Source organism: Tenacibaculum sp. IB213877, from assembly GCF_034043975.1.
GTDB lineage: Bacteria > Bacteroidota > Bacteroidia > Flavobacteriales > Flavobacteriaceae > Polaribacter.
On record NZ_JAXCHH010000003.1, the window covers coordinates 60,729 to 77,203 of the forward strand.

The window sequence follows — 16,475 nt, forward strand, 5'->3', positions numbered from 1 at the left end:
TCATACCCCTTATATATCTTGATTTCTTTAATGTTTATTTTTAAAAAAAAAACTTAATGATTGGTTAATTACCTTAAAAATCTTTATCTATTTTTGATTAAAATATGAATGATAAAATGTATACTAAGCTTAAAAATCCTGTGTGGTTTGCATTAGAAGAAGCTCAGAAGAAATTTGTAATTGATTTTGATGGTGTCAAATTTTACGATCCTAAAATTTGTCCGTTTGGCGCTTTTGAAGATGTTTCTAAAACAGCAAATGCGTTGAATAAATACGCTAAACTTACTGATAAATTCTTTTTAGTAAGTGAAGATAAGAATCCTGCAACTGAAACTGATTTAGTGAAATTACACAAAAAAATAGAAGGTTGCCAAATGGTTTTAGAGAGTTTAACAGAAACTGAAATTACCGAAGAAATTGTTCCGCTAACAGAAGATTATATAGATGAAATTTACAATTTAGTTTGGTTAGTTATGCCTGGGTATTACCGAAAAAGAACTTTTGATATGGGTAAATACTTCGGAATATTTAAAGATAATAAACTGGTTTCTATAACCGGACAACGAATGCAAACTGATGATTTTATTGAAGTAAGCGCTGTAGTTACACACCCAGATTATACCAGACGTGGATTAGCAAAACAATTAACTATACATACAACCCAAGAAATTATAAAAGAAGGTAAACACCCTATCTTACATACTACCAAAGGAAACCCTGCTATTAAGTTGTATGAAAAATTAGGATATACTGTTACAAGAGATATGAACTGGTGGTATTACCATAAAAAATAAAGAGCTCAGAAAAACCTGAGCTCTTATAAATTAAATATATATGGTTATTGCTTAATCATATTTATTATAATATCTGTTTTAAAATCTTGTTCTTCTACTTTCATATCCATAGCTATTTTAGATGTTATTGGAACACCAGATTTTTTATCTATATCCATATTTCCATTAATATTACCTACAGCTATACCATTTACCTTTCCTGAAACGTTAAGTAATACATTTTTATTTGTAATTGAAGTTACTTTATAAATGAAATTAAACTTCATTCCGTTATTCTCTTTTTCCATTGTCCAACTATCTCCAACACCTAATTTATATTCTGGATATATAACACTACTAGGTTGGTTTGCTAAATCAGCTGTTTCTGGTATATTAGGTGTAACTTTTGTTTCTAAAACTTTTCCTAAGTTATTGGTTTTGGTAGTTATAACTGCTTGTAACATTGGACTCATTTTGGCTTGCATTATTTTTTCAGTTTCATTCAATTCTTCTTCTTTTTTACTAGAATCATATGACATTTGAATACCTCCTTGAGACATGTCCATTTTCATTTTTTTTATTTTTATATCACTTTCATATTCATTTTCTGCAACACTTGTTATTTTTTGATCCATAATTATTGCCATATTCATTGACATTATTCCTGCTCCCATATTTTGGGTCATTTTCATATCCATTACATAGGAATCTCCTTTGTCATAGTGCAAACGTAGTAATACTTTTTCTTGAGCTGTGCTTATTGTTGATATTATCAACAATAAAACGATCACTAATTTTTTCATTTTTGTTAGATTATATTTGAAAGTGTAAGATATAAAAAAAGCGCTCAGAAAACTCTGAGCGCTTTTTTATTTTATAACTTACTTGTTAAAAATCCTGATTTGGATTCCAAGCTTCTAAAATATCTTTAAATGTTTTAATGAACATTCCACCTAAGGCACCATTCACCACACGGTGATCATATGAATGAGAAACAATCATTTTATGTCGGATTCCAATTAAATCTCCTTCAGGAGTTTCAATTACTGCTGGCTTTTTAACAATAGCACCTAATGCTAAAATAGCTACTTGAGGCTGGTTAATAATTGGTGTACCAGTAATACTACCAAAACTACCAACGTTAGTAACAGTATAAGTTCCTCCTTGAATTTCGTCTGGCTTTAATTTATTAGCACGTGCTCTACCCGCTAAATCATTTACTTGCTTAGTCATACCTACCAAACTTAATTGATCTGCATTTTTAATTACAGGTACAATTAAATTTCCGTCTGGTAAAGCTGCTGCCATACCTAAATTTATATTTCCTCTTTTAATGATTTTATCTCCATCTACAGAAATATTAATCAATGGGTGCTTTTTAATAGTTTGTGCAACTGCTTGCATAAAGATTGGAGTAAAGGTTAACTTCTCTCCTTCTCTTTGTAAAAATGCATTTTTTACCTTATTTCTCCAGTTTACAATATTGGTAACATCAATTTCTATAAACGACTGCACGTGTGCTGAAGTTTGCACAGAATCGGTCATGTGTTTAGAAATCAATTTACCCATACGACTCATTTCAATTACCTCATCGGCACCACTCATAGTAATTGGTGCTGCTTGTGGTTTTGAAACTTGTGTTGGAGTAATGGTTGTTGATTTTTCTATTGGTGAAGGTGCAACTGGTTGTGCAGTACCTCTATTTTCTAAATAACTTAAAATATCACTTTTGGTTACTCTACCTTCTTTACCAGTCCCTGAAATAGTATCTAATTCGGTAACTGAGATTCCTTCAGTTTGTGCAATACTTTTTACCAATGGTGAATAAAAACGATCACTTGATGAAGTATCCATAGTACCTGAAACGGTTTCTTTAGCAGCTTCAACAGCCTTTTCTACCTCAGCTACAGCGGCTGGAACAGCTTCTGTTTTAACTTCCTCTTGAGTTGAAGTTGCTGCTACAGGAGCATCTGCTCCTTCGGTTTCAATAATAGCAATTGTTTGACCTACTTGAACCACTGCATCTTTGTCAAACAAAATTTCAACAAGAGTTCCTTCTACTTCACTAGGCACCTCACTATCAACCTTGTCGGTAGCAACTTCAACAATTGCATCGTCCATTTCAATAGTTTCTCCTACTTCTTTTAACCATGAAGTAATGGTTGCTTCTGCAACACTTTCGCCCATTTTTGGGAGTTTTAACTCAAATCTTGCCATAGTAATGTTTGATTTTTTTAAAGCTTTACAAAAGTAAGAAATTCAGTTGATTTTTCTTTACATTTTTTAAATTTAACCTTTGTTTAAATTATTGATAATGCAAAAAATAAACTCAAAAAGATTGTTTGGTTGTGATATTTTTAATCAATTTAAATTTTATTCATTGAATTCTAATAATTTACACCCAACTTTTTGGTTTAGCCAATACTTCTAATAATTTTGCTTCTTCGGATCCTTCTGTTGGATGATGATCATATTTCCACTGAACTACAGGTGGTAAACTCATTAAAATACTTTCTATACGTCCGTTAGTTTTTAATCCGAATAACGTTCCTCTGTCGTGAACCAAATTAAACTCTACATAACGACCTCTACGTACTTCTTGCCAATCTTTATGCTCTTGTGTGTATTCTATATTTTTTCTTTTTTCAACTATTGGCACATAACTATTTAAGAAGCTATTTCCTACTTCGGTCACAAAATCATATCTATCTTGTATCGAAAACTCTTCTGTTTCTTTTAAATAATCAAAGAACAATCCGCCTACTCCTCTTGCTTCATTTCTATGGGCATTCCAAAAATAGTTATCGCACGTTTCTTTAAATTTCGGATAGAATTCAGCATGATGCTTATCACAAGCTTCTCTACATACCGTATGAAAGTGAACCGCATCTTCTTCAAATAGATAATACGGAGTTAAATCTTGTCCGCCACCAAACCATTGGGTGACAATCTCACCTGATGAATTATACATTTCAAAATAACGCCAATTAGCGTGTACAGTTGGTACAAACGGGTTTTTTGGGTGAATTACCAAACTCAATCCACAGGCAAAAAAGTTTCCTGTTGCTACTCCAAACTGTTTGCGTAACACTTCTGGCAACTCGCCATGAACTGCAGAAATATTTACACCTCCTTTTTCGAATACGTTTCCGTTTTCAATTACTCGAGTTCTTCCTCCTCCACCTTCGGTACGCTTCCAAATATCTTCTTTAAATTTAGCTTTTCCGTCTACTTCTTCTAATTTTGAAGTAATGGTATCTTGTAAGCTCTCTATATAATTATAAAATTGATCTTTCATTATCTCATATATTGAATCGCAAAAATAATTATTTAGAAAGTTCTTTTGCTTGAATTTCTTTAATTGTTTGGGTAGATGCAGCGGTTACCGATAGTGGCAAAACTAAAATTACTCCTATTACCGGAATTAAAAGCATTAATATGAATACAATACCATTTCCTATAGCCAATCCTCTATTTTTTCTAACAAATTCAATACTTTCTTTATACTTGTAATGACGTTCTAAAGTATAATCCATATTACCAAAACCTGCATAATAGGCTTGCACCAAAAGCAATAAAACAGAAGATAAAATACCTATCACTGGTATAAAACTCAATAATAGAATAAGGATGGTAAATAATAATTCTTTAAAAAGATTTCTTATGTTGATTCTAATTCCTCTAATTAATTGTTCTGAAAAAGAAGTATTTCTATGTTGATGTGTTTTTCCTCTTAAATGATTCTCAATTTTTTCTGAAACCGGACTCATAAATGGTGCTGATAGCGCCATAACAATGTGTTTATAAAGAATCAAACCAATGGCTACAATAATCAATCCACTTAAAAAAGTACTAATCACTTCAAACGTTTCCTTACCCCAATCCCATTTCCAAATAGAGGCTATATAATGACCAATATTATCTGATAATGTAAAAGCAATTATTACAATAACAATTGCCACCAAAACGCTAATAAGTATGGGAATAGCAAAGTATTTCCAAAGTTTAAGTTTAGAAATTAAACTGAATGAATTTGTGTAAGCTTGTATACCTTTTAAAATATTTTTAATCATATTCTTATAAACAAAAAAACCTCTTTCATTATATGGAAAGAGGTTTTAATTAGCTTTTATATTTTATTTTAAAACCGGAGCTAAAAAAGCTTCCAATTCTTTGCCATTAATTTCGTTTACTTGATCCCAAGTCATAGTTTTTGAAGGTGTAGCCGCTCCTCTTTTTACATTTACAAACTTCTTTTCTTGATCAATTAAATAAATGGTTGGATAATCTAACTTATGAACAAAGCCACTTATATCTAAATTACCCGTAGCAACTTTATCTTCTTCTCTTGCAGGTACTAATTTAATACGCTTATCTAGCTTTTCAGCCATTTTTTTAATCTTATCTAACTCTTTATCCCAAAAAATCATGATAAACTCTACCTTATCACTATATTTTTCAACCATTTCATTTATTGCTGGTATTTCTCCCCAGCAAGGTGCAGACCATGTTGCGGTAGCAATTAACATAATTGATTTTTTTATTTTACTAGTGCTAACAGTTTCTTTATTAAGTGTAGTAAAGTCGTAATTTAACAAGTAACTATTTTTAATACACTTATCAATTAAATCATTATCGTTCTTAGCTGAACAACTATTAACAGCCTGATTGTAATATACTTTTTGACTAAAAGATAAGGAAGTATACAAAAAGGTTAATAACAAAAATGTTTTTTTCATGGGGGTAATTAATTATTTTTAGCTTTTATACTCTTTTACTGCATCAATAAACGCCTTGGCATTATCTAATGGGATATTTGGCAAGATACCATGTCCCAAATTTACAATATATTTATCTTTTCCAAACTCATTTATCATTTGGGTAACCATTTTTTTGATTTCTGCTGGAGGAGATAGTAATCTTGACGGATCAAAATTACCTTGTAATGTAATATTTCCTCCTGTTAAATAACGAGCATTTCTTGGAGAACACGTCCAATCTACTCCTAAAGCTGAAGCATTAGACTTAGACATTTCACTCAATGCAAACCAACATCCTTTTCCAAAAGCAATTACCGGAGCATCATCTTTTAACGCTTCAATAATTTGGTTAATGTATTGCCATGAAAATTCTTGATAATCGGTTGGAGATAACATTCCTCCCCAAGAATCAAATACCTGAACTGCATTTACACCTGCTTTTACCTTTGCTTTTAAATAGGTAATTGTGGTATCAGTAATCTTTTGTAATAGTTCGTGTGCTAAAACTGGTTGTGTAAAACAAAACTCTTTTGCTTTGTCAAAATTCTTACTTCCTTGTCCTTGCACCATATAACATAAAATTGTCCATGGTGAACCTGCAAAACCAATTAACGGAATTTCATCATTCAACTTTTCTTTCGTTGCTTTAATAGCATCCATTACATATCCTAATTCTTCATCTACATCAGGAATAATAACTTGGTCTAAACTTTTTCTATCACGAATTGGATTTGGTAAATACGGACCAAAATTTGGCTTCATTTCCACCTCAACATTCATGGCTTGTGGAATTACCAAAATATCAGAAAATAAAATGGCTGCGTCCATACCATATCTTCGAATAGGTTGCACAGTAATTTCTGATGCTAACTCTGGAGTACGACAGCGTGTAAAGAAATCATACTTTTCACGGATTGCCATAAATTCTGGTAAATATCTTCCTGCTTGACGCATCATCCATACTGGTGGACGATCTACAGTTTCTCCTTTTAAGGCTCTTAAAAATAAGTCGTTTTTAATCATATCTTAGCTTACAGCTATTAGCTTTTGGCTTTTAGCTTGTTGATTAGTGAATTTATCATTTTTGCTTCTTTCTCTAACAATTCAAATAGTGGTTTTAATTCTTGACTTTCTATAAAACCTAATTCTTCTATTATTGTTAGTTGTGTTTCTACTTCAAATAGAGAACCAATAGCTCTTTTAAATTCAGCCTCACTATTCCTGCTAGCTCCTTCCGCTATATTTGACGGAATCGAAACAGACGCTCTAGTAATTTGGCTTCTCAAACCAAACCTTTCTTCAGAAGGAAGTTTCTCAGAAACAAAATATATTAGTTTAACTAATTCTATTCCTTGTTTCCAAATATCTAAATTCTTAAAATTTCTCATAGCAAATTAAAATACTAATTGCCATTAGCTAGAAGCTAGCTGCTACCTTCTCCATTGCTTTATCAATAGCTTTGGTCGTTTTTTCAATATCTTTTTCTGTCAATGCTGATGATAAGAACCATGCTTCAAATTGACTTGGCGGAATAAATACGCCGTTTTTAATCAACTCCCAGAAGAAAACAGCAAACTTATTGGTATCTGATTTTTGTGCTTCTGCAAAGTTGGTTACTTCTTGATTTGTAAAGAACGGATTGATCATAGAACCAAATCGGTTTACCACTATATCAACATTATGCTTTTTAGCTTTCTCCAACAAAATTACTTCTAAAATAGCAGCAATTTCGTTAAACTTTTCATAAGGATTTTGCTTCTTTAACTCTGTCAATGTAGAAATTCCAGCAGCCATAGCTATCGGATTTCCACTTAAAGTTCCTGCTTGATACATTCCTCCTAACGGAGCTACCATTTCCATTATTTCATTACGAGCGCCGTAAGCTCCAACAGGAAATCCTCCACCAATTACTTTTCCTAAACAAGTAATATCTGCTTCAACACCAAACAACTCCTGTGCTCCACCAAATTTTGAACGGAAACCTGTCATTACCTCATCAACAATTAACAAGGCTCCTTTTGAATGTAAGTATTCTTTTAATTCTTTTAAGAAATTATCTTTTGGAGTAACTACTCCCATGTTTCCTGCAACTGGTTCTAAAATAACACCAGCAATATCATCATGCTTTTCAAAATGAGCTTTAACGCTATCTAAATCATTATAATTAGCGATTAACGTGTTTTTTACCGCTCCTTCAGGTACTCCTTTACTTCCTGGTAAGCTCAATGTTGCTAAACCAGAACCTGCTGCTACCAATAACGCATCTTGATGCCCATGATAACAACCTGAGAACTTAATAATTTTATCTTTACCTGTATATGCACGCGCTAAACGGATTCCACTTAACACCGCTTCGGTACCAGAATTTACAAAACGAACTTTATCCATTCCAGGAAAAGCATTGCAAACTATTTTTGCTAATTTGATCTCAGCTTCGGTAGATGCACCAAAAGAATATCCGTTCTTTAAAGCTTTGCTAACCGCTTTTTCAACTTTTTTATGACGATGCCCTAAAATCATTGGACCGTAAGACAATACAAAATCAACATATTTATTATCGTCAACATCAGTAATAGTACTTCCTTTGGCCTTTTTTATAAATAAAGGATTACCTCCTACAGAAGCAAAAGCTCTCACTGGTGAGTTTACAGCTCCTACAAGATTAACTAATCCTTTTTTATATAATTTTTCTGATTTTTTAAAACTCATTTATACTCTTGTTTTATCTCGATAATTTCCTTTCAAAATTATAAAACTCTTGGACTTCTTTTAATTTATATTTTTTGGTGTAGTCTCTTTTTCTTTAATACCATTTTTACATTTAAGTATTTTTTTAAACTTACCTGTTTCTAAATCATAGAGTTTAAATGTTCCATTACCATTTTTTAAAGTTCCATGATTTATTTTTTCACCTTCTACGTTGTAAAACTCAACTATATTAAAAACTTTTCCTTCCTTATATTCTATTTTGGAATGTGGCTGCTCATTCATAAAAAAAGTAGTATAAGTTCCATCTAACACTCCTTTCTTATATAAACCTTGAGTAGCTAATTTACCATTTAGATGGTAGTTTTTAAAGGGACCATGCTCCATATTCTCCTCAAAAAATATAGATGATAAAATAGATCCTTCATTACTATAGAAAAGCCATTCTCCTTCTTTATATTCTTTTCTTCGTTCAAAAAGATCAATTCTATCTTTAGGTTTATAGTAATTTCCTTTAGCTTTTAAAACTCCATTTTTGTGATAATAGAAATAGGTGCCTATCTCATATTTATCTTGCGTAAATTCCTTATTTAATGTAAAAACTTTTTTATATAGTAAAATACTATCCTTATCAAATATTTTCTGCTCTATAGCTGTTCCATAAATTTCATGAGGTATTCTTTCATTTTTATAACTGTTCTGTGAAAAAACAATAACTGTTTGAAAAACAAAAAACAAGACTATTACTTTAACTTTAAACATAATGAAATTTACTTTTTTAATATTCGTGCAGCTTCCTTAGCAAAATAGGTAATGATAATATCTGCTCCGGCACGCTTCATAGAAAGTAAGCTTTCCATCATTACTTTTTCTCCATCAATCCAACCTTTTTCAGCAGCTGCTTTTACCATGGCATATTCACCACTTACATTGTAACATGCAATTGGGCGATCAAAATTGTTTTTTAAATCACGAATAATATCTAAATACGATAAAGCTGGTTTTACCATTAAAATATCGGCTCCTTCTTCGTCATCAAAAGTTGCTTCACGCATTCCTTCATCACGATTTGACGGATCCATCTGATAGGTTCTTCGGTCTCCAAATGTTGGTGCAGAATCTGCCGCATCACGGAACGGACCGTAAAAAGCCGAAGCGTATTTTACAGAATACCCCATAATTGGTATGTTAGGATACCCTGTATTATCTAAAGCTTCTCGAATCATGGCAATGGTTCCATCCATCATTCCTGACGGAGCAACCATATCAACTCCTGCTTTCGCATGAGAAATTACTTGCTTAGCTATATTTACCAACGTAGCGTCATTGTCTACATCGTTATCATGAATAATTCCGCAGTGACCATGACTTGTATATTCACAAAAACACACATCGGTAATTACATATAAACTTGGATAATTCTTTTTGATGAAGCGGATTGCTTGTTGCATAATTCCGTTGTCATTCCAAGTTTCAGTTCCTTCATCATCTTTTTCCGAAGGAATTCCGAATAACAAAACTGCTGGAATATTTAACTCAACAACCTCATCTAATTCTTTTGAAATTCTATCTAAAGAAAAACGTTTTATTCCAGGCATTGAAGAAATTTCTTTTTCGATATTCTCTCCTTCTTCAATAAATAACGGATAAATAAAATCATCTACAGATAATTTGGTTTCTCTAACCAATCTGCGAATTCCTTCTGTTTTTCTAAGTCTTCTTGTTCTATTCATCTTATATTGTCATTCCTGCGAAGGCAGGAATCTTTTTATGATGTATTTCTTTTTTCATGAGATTCCTGCCTTCGCAGGAATGACATTTAAATTATAGGTCGCAGGATTCATAACCCTGAGGTCTAATTACTTTTTTACAAAATGCAAATTCACCAATTCAATAACACTTTCTACCGTAGGTACTTTTGCTACTTGTACATTTTCAAAGTGTTTTCTCGCTTCTTTTGCTGTACTTTCTCCAATACAAAAAGCGATTTTATCAGCTTTGTTTTGTTGTACATAGCTTTCTACTGTTGATGGGCTATAAAATAACACTCCGTTTACTTTTCCATCAACTTTAACTGGACTATACATCGTTTTGTAAGCCTCTACTTCATGAACTGTAATACCGTTTTCTGATAACGCTTTTGGTAAGGTATCTAAGCGTAAATCGCTACAAAAATAAGTAACTTCTCCTCCGTTAAGATTTTCTGAAAGATATTCTGATAATTTTGCAGCATTATTTTCTGAATGCGCAACTTTACCTATTTTTTGCTCGATTAGTTTTTTGGTTCTACGGCCAACACAATAAATATTTTTAAACTGCAATTCTAGTTTAGAAAAGCTATGTAAAAGTGATTCTACTCCATTTTTACTAGTGATAATTACGTTTTCAATTTCGTTTTTCATCACTTTTGGAGCTATTCTATTAAAACGGATCTTAATAAAATCGCTATCCTCTACTTTTACCGTAGTTGGTAATAGTTTCTTTTGAGCTTCAGATAATTTTTTTGTTGAATAAATTGAGAATTCTTTTTCAATTCCCTCATCCTCCATCATTATCAGCTTACCTCCTTTTTCTATAATAGAGTTAGCGCAATCACTTGCCAAGTATTTATGTTTTCCTAAAGGAACTTTTCTAGAAATTTCAAGTTTTTTACTTCCATCCCTACTTAATAAAACTCCCTTAAACACAATTTCTTTTTCTACTTCATTTATGTACGCTAAAGCTCCTATTGGTGCTGTACAACCTCCTTCTAACTTATTTAAAAATTCACGTTCAATTCCAGTACACAACTCTGTATCTGCATCATTTAGTTGTTTACACGCTTCTAAAATAAACTCGTCCTCTTCTAAAGCTGTAATCATAATAGCACCTTGAGCTGGTGCAGGAATCATCCATGATAAATTTAAAGCTCCTTTTGGTCGTAAACCTACTCGTTCTAATCCAGCAGCAGCAAAAATAGCTCCGTTCCAATCATTATCTTCTAACTTTTGTAAACGTGTATTTACATTTCCGCGTAAATCAACAACATTATGAGTTGGATAACGGTTTAACCATTGTGCTTTTCTACGAAGACTTCCCGTAGCCACAACTCCATTAGGTTGCCCAAAAAACTCTTCGTTATCTTTTAACACTAAAATATCATTGTAATTAGCACGCTTTAAAACTGCCGCCTGTACAATTCCTTTTGGTAAAACCGTTGGAACATCTTTCATAGAATGCACCGCAATATCAATATCATTATTGAGCATTGCTATGTCTAAATTCTTGGTGAAAATTCCGGTAATTCCGAGTTCGTATAACGGTTTGTTTAATACAACATCTCCGGTAGATTTAATAGGTACAATTGTAGTTTCATACCCTAACTCTTCTAATTGCCTGCGAACCTTATTGGCTTGCCAAAGAGCCAATTCGCTTTCGCGGGTTCCAATTCTAATTATCTTCTGCATTGATTGTTTCTAAATTTGCTCCAAACACTTTTGCCATTACTTGAATACTTTGGTTTACCGAAGTTTCTTCTTCTTTTAAGTGTTTTACAAATTGTGTAGTTATTTTCTGAATAAACCTTGATGTAATTGCTTGTGCCTGAGCTTCATCAAAGTTATTTATTTTTTTCTTATGAAAGTTAATTTCGTCTTGTTGAATTATTTCTAACGATTGTTTTAACGCCATTATAGCCGGAGTAAAACGACGATGATTTAACCACTCGTTGAATTCTTCTTTATGTGTCTCAATAATTGCTTCTGCAAACGGAACCTCTTGTTGACGCAGCGCTAAGGTTTCATCGGTTACTTTTGAAAGTTCATCAACATTTACCAACATGATATTAGACATTTCCTGAACTTCCTCTGCAACGTTTTCTGGCATTGATAAATCTAAAATCAACAAGTTTTTATTTGTGGAAATGTGTTCTTTTCGTACCGTAGGGAAATCAGCTCCCGTAGAAACAATTAACACATCTGCTTTCGCTATTTCAGATGTTAAATCTTCATAGTTAGCTTTTTTAATTGATGGATGGTCTTTTACAAATTCCTCAACCTTTTCTTCTGTTCTGTTAATTAAAGAAACCTGTTTATTATGTGTATATTCAGCAAGGTTTTTACAAGTATGTTTACCCATTTTACCCAAACCAAAAACTAAAATATTTTTTTGATTGTAATCATCTAAATTATTGATGATGTACTGAACCGCTGCATAAGAAACGGAAGTAGTACCTGAACTTAATTTAGTTTCATTCTTTACACGTTTACTAGCTTGCATTACACTATTTAATAAACGCTCTAAATATGCATTGGTTGTTCCTAGTTTTTTAGCCATTTTAAAAGATTGACGTAATTGACCTACAATTTCATAATCTCCTAAAATTTGGCTATCTAGCCCTGTTCCGGTTCTAAATAAATGTTGAATTGCTTCTTGATTCTTTTTTACGTAAGAAATTTTAGCGAACTCTTCAACCGAACCTCCTGAGAATTTACAGATCATGCTAATTAACTGAAAAGGATGCTCTGCAAACCCCATAATTTCTGTACGATTACAGGTTGACAGCACAAAAACTCCATCAAAACCGGTAGTTTTTGCTTCTTTTAAAAGTAACTTTTGATTCTCTTTAGATATTGAAAACTTTCCACGTGTATGCGCATCAGCTTTTACATAGCTTACACCTATACAATAAAAGTTTGAATTTTTAGTTTCAGTCTGCATTCAATTTTCCGTAAAATACCAGACAAAAGTAAAAACTTATACCAGATAAAAATGTCGCTAAAAGAACTTTTAATATCGCTTAACGTTTTTTTTAAGTTTTTAAACTTAAAAACGTTGATTTTGTGTATTTTTGTAGTAAAATCAACTATTAGCTGTTATTTTATATAGAATCATTCTAAATAAAATAAGTTTTAAAACTACAATGATATATGTCAGAAAATATCGCAGAAAGTACTTTTAACGAAACAAATCTTGAAAATGGTTTTTTGTTATTGGAATTCAAAAACAACAGCATTGAACCTCAACGTTTTGAACGTGATATAGATAGCACTTATATCCAGCTTCATTTTTGTATACATGGCAATGCTAAATTTCATTTTAATAATGGCGCATATACCTTTGATGTTTTAGATCAGCACTCTATTTTATTATACAACCCTCAACAAAAATTACCCATAAATTTAGAGATCAGACCTAAAAGCACTTTAATTTCCTTATTGATTTCCATTAAAAAATTTCACTCATTATTTTCAAAAGAAGCAGGTTATATTCCGTTTTTAAGTGATGAAAACATTAATAGAAAGTATTATGATGATAGCGTAATTAAACCCACAGTTTTAATTGTTTTACAGCAACTATTAAATGCTAACATTAATAGTTCTATTCGCGATTTATACATTAAAGGAAAGATTTATGAATTATTAAGCCTTCACTTTCAAAAAGATGAAGCCGCTACAGGAGAATATTGTCCGTTTTTAGTTGATGAGCGCGATGTTGCAAAAATTAGAAAAGCCAAAGACATTATTATTGCTCGTATGGCAGAACCTCCAACTCTACAAGAATTAGCTCATGAAGTTGGTTTAAATTTGAAGAAATTAAAAGAAGGATTTAAGCAAATTTATGGTGATACCGTATATAGTTTCTTGTTTGACTATAAAATGGAACATGCTCGTAAATTATTAGAAGGCAACCAACATAATGTTAATGAAGTCGGATTAAAAGTTGGTTACAGTACCGCAAGTCATTTTATTGCTGCCTTTAAAAAGAAATTTGGGACAACACCAAAACAATATGTTTTAAGCCTCTCTTAACCTCTCCAAAGAAGAGGAATAATTTTGAATCCAAAATAATTCAATGACTAAAACACAAACTAATTAAGCAAGAGAATAATTTCTTCCCTTCGGGAAGATTAAGATGGGCTTTATGAAACAATTACACCACGAAGAAATAACAAATCAACAACAAAAGTTTCCAGTTACTATAGTTTGTGACGCTATTCGTACACCAGAAAACATTGGTATGTGTTTTAGAGTATCTGAAAGTTTTGGAGTTGAAAAAATATATTTGCATGAGAGTTCTCCTGCAATTGATAACAGAATTGTAAAAAAAACTGCGCGTAATACAATTCAACAAATTGAACATGAGCGGTACGAAGATTTTTCAGAAATTATTCAACAATTAAAAGAAGAAGGCAATACAATTATAGGTATAGAAATTACCGATGAAAGTATAAATATTCAGGATTTTGATTTTAAAAATCATCAAAAAATCGTGTTACTTTTGGGTAGCGAACGAAACGGAATTGAAAACATCAATTTAGTAGATGCAACCATTTCAATACCTATGTACGGACGAAACTCAAGTATGAATGTTATACATAGTTTAGCTATTACATTGTATGAAGTAACGAATCAATTAAATGCCTCCCCCATCCCCTCCAAAGGAAGGGAGTTGAGTGGACAATGAGAATAAAAATATAGTATAAAATAACAAATCAGTTACCACCGCTGATTATCCCCTCCCTTTGGGAGGGTTAGGGTGGGCTTTTATGAAAGGAGTTTTATTAGTTAACTTAGGATCTCCAGACAGTACAGATCCAAAAGATGTAAAAAAATATTTAGGTGAATTTTTAATGGACGAACGTGTAATTGACGTTCCGTATTGGTTGCGTGCCTTTATAGTAAAAGGTATCATTTTAAATACCCGACCAAAAAAATCTGCCGAAGCATATCAAAAAATATGGTGGAAAGAAGGTTCTCCATTAATTGTGTTGTCTGAAAGGTTGCAAGCCAAAGTTCAAACTAAAACTGAGCTACCTGTGGCTTTAGCTATGCGCTACGGAAAACCATCTATCAAAACAGGGTTACAAGAATTGTATGACAAAGGTGTAAAAGACGTTTTGTTAATTCCGTTGTATCCACAGTTTGCCATGGCAACCACCGAAACTATTTTGGTGTTAGCTGAAGAATTAAGGCAAAAACATTTTGCGGATATGAAAATAACCGATGTTCCTGCGTTTTACAACAAACCAGAATACATCAAAGCGTTGTCTAATTCTATTAAAGATTATTTAGTTGATAAAGAGTTTGATGAAATTTTATTCTCATATCACGGAGTTCCAGAGCGTCATATTCGTAAATCAGACATTACCAAATCGCATTGTAATCCCGAATCTTCGGGAGATGGAAGTTGTTGTAATACGCCATCTAAAGCACACGAGTTTTGTTATCGCCATCAATGTTATCAAACTACTAAAAATGTGATGAATGAACTTGGTTTGAAAGAAAACCAAGTATCAACTTCGTTTCAATCACGTTTAGGAGTTGACCCTTGGTTACAGCCTTACACCGACAGAACTTTGGTAAAAAAAGCAGAACAAGAAGGTGTAAAAAAACTAGCGGTAGTTACTCCTGCTTTTGTTTCCGATTGTTTAGAAACCTTAGAGGAAATAGCCATGGAAGGAAAACACGAATTTTTAGAAGCTGGTGGAGAGGAATTCCACATGGTACCATGCATCAATGATAATGATGAGTGGGTGGATGTATTAGCAGGCTGGATTAATGAGTTTGATAAAAAATAATTAAATGTCAAGTCGAGCGGAGTCGAGACCTTTCGACTGCGCTCAAGGAGACAAAATTAAAATACCGAAAATGGATTTTTTATACGTAAAAGCTTTACACATCATCTTTGTAGTTACCTGGTTTGCTGGTTTATTCTATATGGTACGTTTGTTTATTTATCATACTGAAGCTGAAAAAAAAGAAGAACCTGCTAAGGAAATTCTTCAAACACAGTATAAATTGATGGAAAAACGTTTGTGGTACATTATTACATGGCCATCGGCAATTTTAGCCAGTTTCTTTGCTTTTTGGATGCTTTATAAAAATCCGATGTATTTAGAAATGCCATGGATGCACGTAAAACTTGCCTTTGTATTAGCTTTATACTTTTACCACGGAGCGTGTCATGTTATTTACAAACAATTACAACGAGATGAAGTAAAATATTCTGCATTAAAACTTAGAATATGGAACGAAGTTGCCACTATTATTCTTTTTGCAGTGGTGTTTTTAGTGGTTTTAAAAAGTGCTATCAATTGGGTTTGGGGTGTTGTTGGAATTGTATTGGTTTCTGTGCTATTAATGATGAGCATCCGCCTATATAAAAAAGTACGCGCTAAAAAAAGTTGGGATAAGTTTGAAAAGAAGTTGATGGAGGAAGATGAAAAATTAGAAGAATAACCTTACTATATATTTTA

Annotated in this window: 17 protein-coding genes; 5 read left to right on the forward strand and 12 right to left on the reverse strand. The window is 32.4% G+C overall.

The features are described from left to right. Positions 1-104 precede the first annotated feature (104 nt). Positions 105-794, forward strand: a complete 690-nt coding sequence (locus SLH33_RS03115) for a GNAT family N-acetyltransferase (protein WP_320417616.1) — start codon at positions 105-107, stop codon at positions 792-794. A gap of 44 nt (positions 795-838) precedes the next feature. On the opposite strand, the gene SLH33_RS03120 is transcribed toward SLH33_RS03115, so the two are convergent. The 12 genes from SLH33_RS03120 to hemA all read right to left on the reverse strand — a co-directional run bounded on the left by SLH33_RS03120 (position 839) and on the right by hemA (position 12,937). Next, on the reverse strand, positions 839-1,576 hold the full coding sequence (locus SLH33_RS03120; protein ID WP_320417617.1) for a hypothetical protein: 738 nt from the start codon (positions 1,574-1,576) through the stop codon (positions 839-841). An 85-nt stretch (positions 1,577-1,661) separates the two neighbouring features. After that, positions 1,662-2,990, reverse strand: coding sequence for a dihydrolipoamide acetyltransferase family protein (locus tag SLH33_RS03125; protein WP_320417618.1), 1,329 nt, complete (start codon positions 2,988-2,990; stop codon positions 1,662-1,664). A 178-nt stretch (positions 2,991-3,168) separates the two neighbouring features. Then, positions 3,169-4,071, reverse strand: a complete 903-nt coding sequence (gene hemF, locus SLH33_RS03130; protein ID WP_320417619.1) for an oxygen-dependent coproporphyrinogen oxidase — start codon at positions 4,069-4,071, stop codon at positions 3,169-3,171. Between the two features lie 28 nt (positions 4,072-4,099). Continuing rightward, positions 4,100-4,846 carry an EI24 domain-containing protein gene (locus tag SLH33_RS03135; protein WP_320417620.1) on the reverse strand — a complete coding sequence of 249 codons (747 nt, stop codon included), beginning with the start codon at positions 4,844-4,846 and terminating at the stop codon, positions 4,100-4,102. Between the two features lie 63 nt (positions 4,847-4,909). Continuing rightward, complete coding sequence (locus SLH33_RS03140) at positions 4,910-5,512, reverse strand: TlpA family protein disulfide reductase (RefSeq protein ID WP_320417621.1); 603 nt, start codon at positions 5,510-5,512, stop codon at positions 4,910-4,912. 18 nt (positions 5,513-5,530) lie between these two features. Beyond that, entirely contained in the window at positions 5,531-6,556 is a 1,026-nt protein-coding gene (hemE, locus tag SLH33_RS03145; RefSeq protein WP_320417622.1) for a uroporphyrinogen decarboxylase, read from the reverse strand. Positions 6,557-6,573: 17 nt separating this feature from the next. After that, positions 6,574-6,921, reverse strand: a complete 348-nt coding sequence (locus SLH33_RS03150; protein ID WP_320417623.1) for a four helix bundle protein — start codon at positions 6,919-6,921, stop codon at positions 6,574-6,576. Positions 6,922-6,949: 28 nt separating this feature from the next. Then, positions 6,950-8,242: a glutamate-1-semialdehyde 2,1-aminomutase gene (gene hemL, locus SLH33_RS03155; protein ID WP_320417624.1), complete on the reverse strand. Its 1,293-nt coding sequence runs from the start codon at positions 8,240-8,242 to the stop codon at positions 6,950-6,952. Positions 8,243-8,302: 60 nt separating this feature from the next. Continuing rightward, positions 8,303-9,001 (reverse strand): hypothetical protein, encoded by a 699-nt coding sequence (locus tag SLH33_RS03160; RefSeq protein WP_320417625.1) that lies wholly within the window; start codon positions 8,999-9,001, stop codon positions 8,303-8,305. Between the two features lie 8 nt (positions 9,002-9,009). Next, positions 9,010-9,972 carry a porphobilinogen synthase gene (gene hemB, locus SLH33_RS03165; RefSeq protein ID WP_320417626.1) on the reverse strand — a complete coding sequence of 321 codons (963 nt, stop codon included), beginning with the start codon at positions 9,970-9,972 and terminating at the stop codon, positions 9,010-9,012. Between the two features lie 126 nt (positions 9,973-10,098). Then, positions 10,099-11,685: a hydroxymethylbilane synthase gene (hemC, locus tag SLH33_RS03170; protein ID WP_320417627.1), complete on the reverse strand. Its 1,587-nt coding sequence runs from the start codon at positions 11,683-11,685 to the stop codon at positions 10,099-10,101. Further along, complete coding sequence (gene hemA / locus SLH33_RS03175; RefSeq protein WP_320417628.1) at positions 11,669-12,937, reverse strand: glutamyl-tRNA reductase; 1,269 nt, start codon at positions 12,935-12,937, stop codon at positions 11,669-11,671. The genes hemC and hemA overlap by 17 nt, the downstream gene beginning before the upstream one ends. A gap of 209 nt (positions 12,938-13,146) precedes the next feature. On the opposite strand from hemA, the gene SLH33_RS03180 reads away from it, so the two are divergent. The 4 genes from SLH33_RS03180 to SLH33_RS03195 all read left to right on the forward strand — a co-directional run bounded on the left by SLH33_RS03180 (position 13,147) and on the right by SLH33_RS03195 (position 16,458). Beyond that, complete coding sequence (locus SLH33_RS03180; RefSeq protein ID WP_320417629.1) at positions 13,147-14,028, forward strand: AraC family transcriptional regulator; 882 nt, start codon at positions 13,147-13,149, stop codon at positions 14,026-14,028. A 112-nt stretch (positions 14,029-14,140) separates the two neighbouring features. Continuing rightward, a complete protein-coding gene (locus SLH33_RS03185) occupies positions 14,141-14,683 on the forward strand; it encodes a TrmH family RNA methyltransferase (protein WP_320417630.1) in 543 nt (180 codons plus the stop codon). Positions 14,684-14,765: 82 nt separating this feature from the next. Further along, positions 14,766-15,797: a ferrochelatase gene (gene hemH / locus SLH33_RS03190; RefSeq protein WP_320417631.1), complete on the forward strand. Its 1,032-nt coding sequence runs from the start codon at positions 14,766-14,768 to the stop codon at positions 15,795-15,797. Between the two features lie 70 nt (positions 15,798-15,867). Continuing rightward, complete coding sequence (locus SLH33_RS03195) at positions 15,868-16,458, forward strand: CopD family protein (protein WP_320417632.1); 591 nt, start codon at positions 15,868-15,870, stop codon at positions 16,456-16,458. The last annotated feature ends 17 nt before the right edge of the window (positions 16,459-16,475 follow it).

Coding starts and splice junctions, on each gene's coding strand:
- hemE (WP_320417622.1), bottom strand. CDS start 6,556: ATGATTAAAAACGACTTATTTTTAAGAGCCTTAAAAGGAGAAACTGTA.
- SLH33_RS03115 (WP_320417616.1), top strand. CDS start 105: ATGAATGATAAAATGTATACTAAGCTTAAAAATCCTGTGTGGTTTGCA.
- hemL (WP_320417624.1), bottom strand. CDS start 8,242: ATGAGTTTTAAAAAATCAGAAAAATTATATAAAAAAGGATTAGTTAAT.
- SLH33_RS03180 (WP_320417629.1), top strand. CDS start 13,147: ATGTCAGAAAATATCGCAGAAAGTACTTTTAACGAAACAAATCTTGAA.
- SLH33_RS03135 (WP_320417620.1), bottom strand. CDS start 4,846: ATGATTAAAAATATTTTAAAAGGTATACAAGCTTACACAAATTCATTC.
- SLH33_RS03120 (WP_320417617.1), bottom strand. CDS start 1,576: ATGAAAAAATTAGTGATCGTTTTATTGTTGATAATATCAACAATAAGC.
- SLH33_RS03185 (WP_320417630.1), top strand. CDS start 14,141: ATGAAACAATTACACCACGAAGAAATAACAAATCAACAACAAAAGTTT.
- hemA (WP_320417628.1), bottom strand. CDS start 12,937: ATGCAGACTGAAACTAAAAATTCAAACTTTTATTGTATAGGTGTAAGC.
- SLH33_RS03150 (WP_320417623.1), bottom strand. CDS start 6,921: ATGAGAAATTTTAAGAATTTAGATATTTGGAAACAAGGAATAGAATTA.
- hemB (WP_320417626.1), bottom strand. CDS start 9,972: ATGAATAGAACAAGAAGACTTAGAAAAACAGAAGGAATTCGCAGATTG.
- SLH33_RS03125 (WP_320417618.1), bottom strand. CDS start 2,990: ATGGCAAGATTTGAGTTAAAACTCCCAAAAATGGGCGAAAGTGTTGCA.
- hemC (WP_320417627.1), bottom strand. CDS start 11,685: ATGCAGAAGATAATTAGAATTGGAACCCGCGAAAGCGAATTGGCTCTT.
- SLH33_RS03160 (WP_320417625.1), bottom strand. CDS start 9,001: ATGTTTAAAGTTAAAGTAATAGTCTTGTTTTTTGTTTTTCAAACAGTT.
- SLH33_RS03140 (WP_320417621.1), bottom strand. CDS start 5,512: ATGAAAAAAACATTTTTGTTATTAACCTTTTTGTATACTTCCTTATCT.
- hemH (WP_320417631.1), top strand. CDS start 14,766: ATGAAAGGAGTTTTATTAGTTAACTTAGGATCTCCAGACAGTACAGAT.
- hemF (WP_320417619.1), bottom strand. CDS start 4,071: ATGAAAGATCAATTTTATAATTATATAGAGAGCTTACAAGATACCATT.
- SLH33_RS03195 (WP_320417632.1), top strand. CDS start 15,868: ATGGATTTTTTATACGTAAAAGCTTTACACATCATCTTTGTAGTTACC.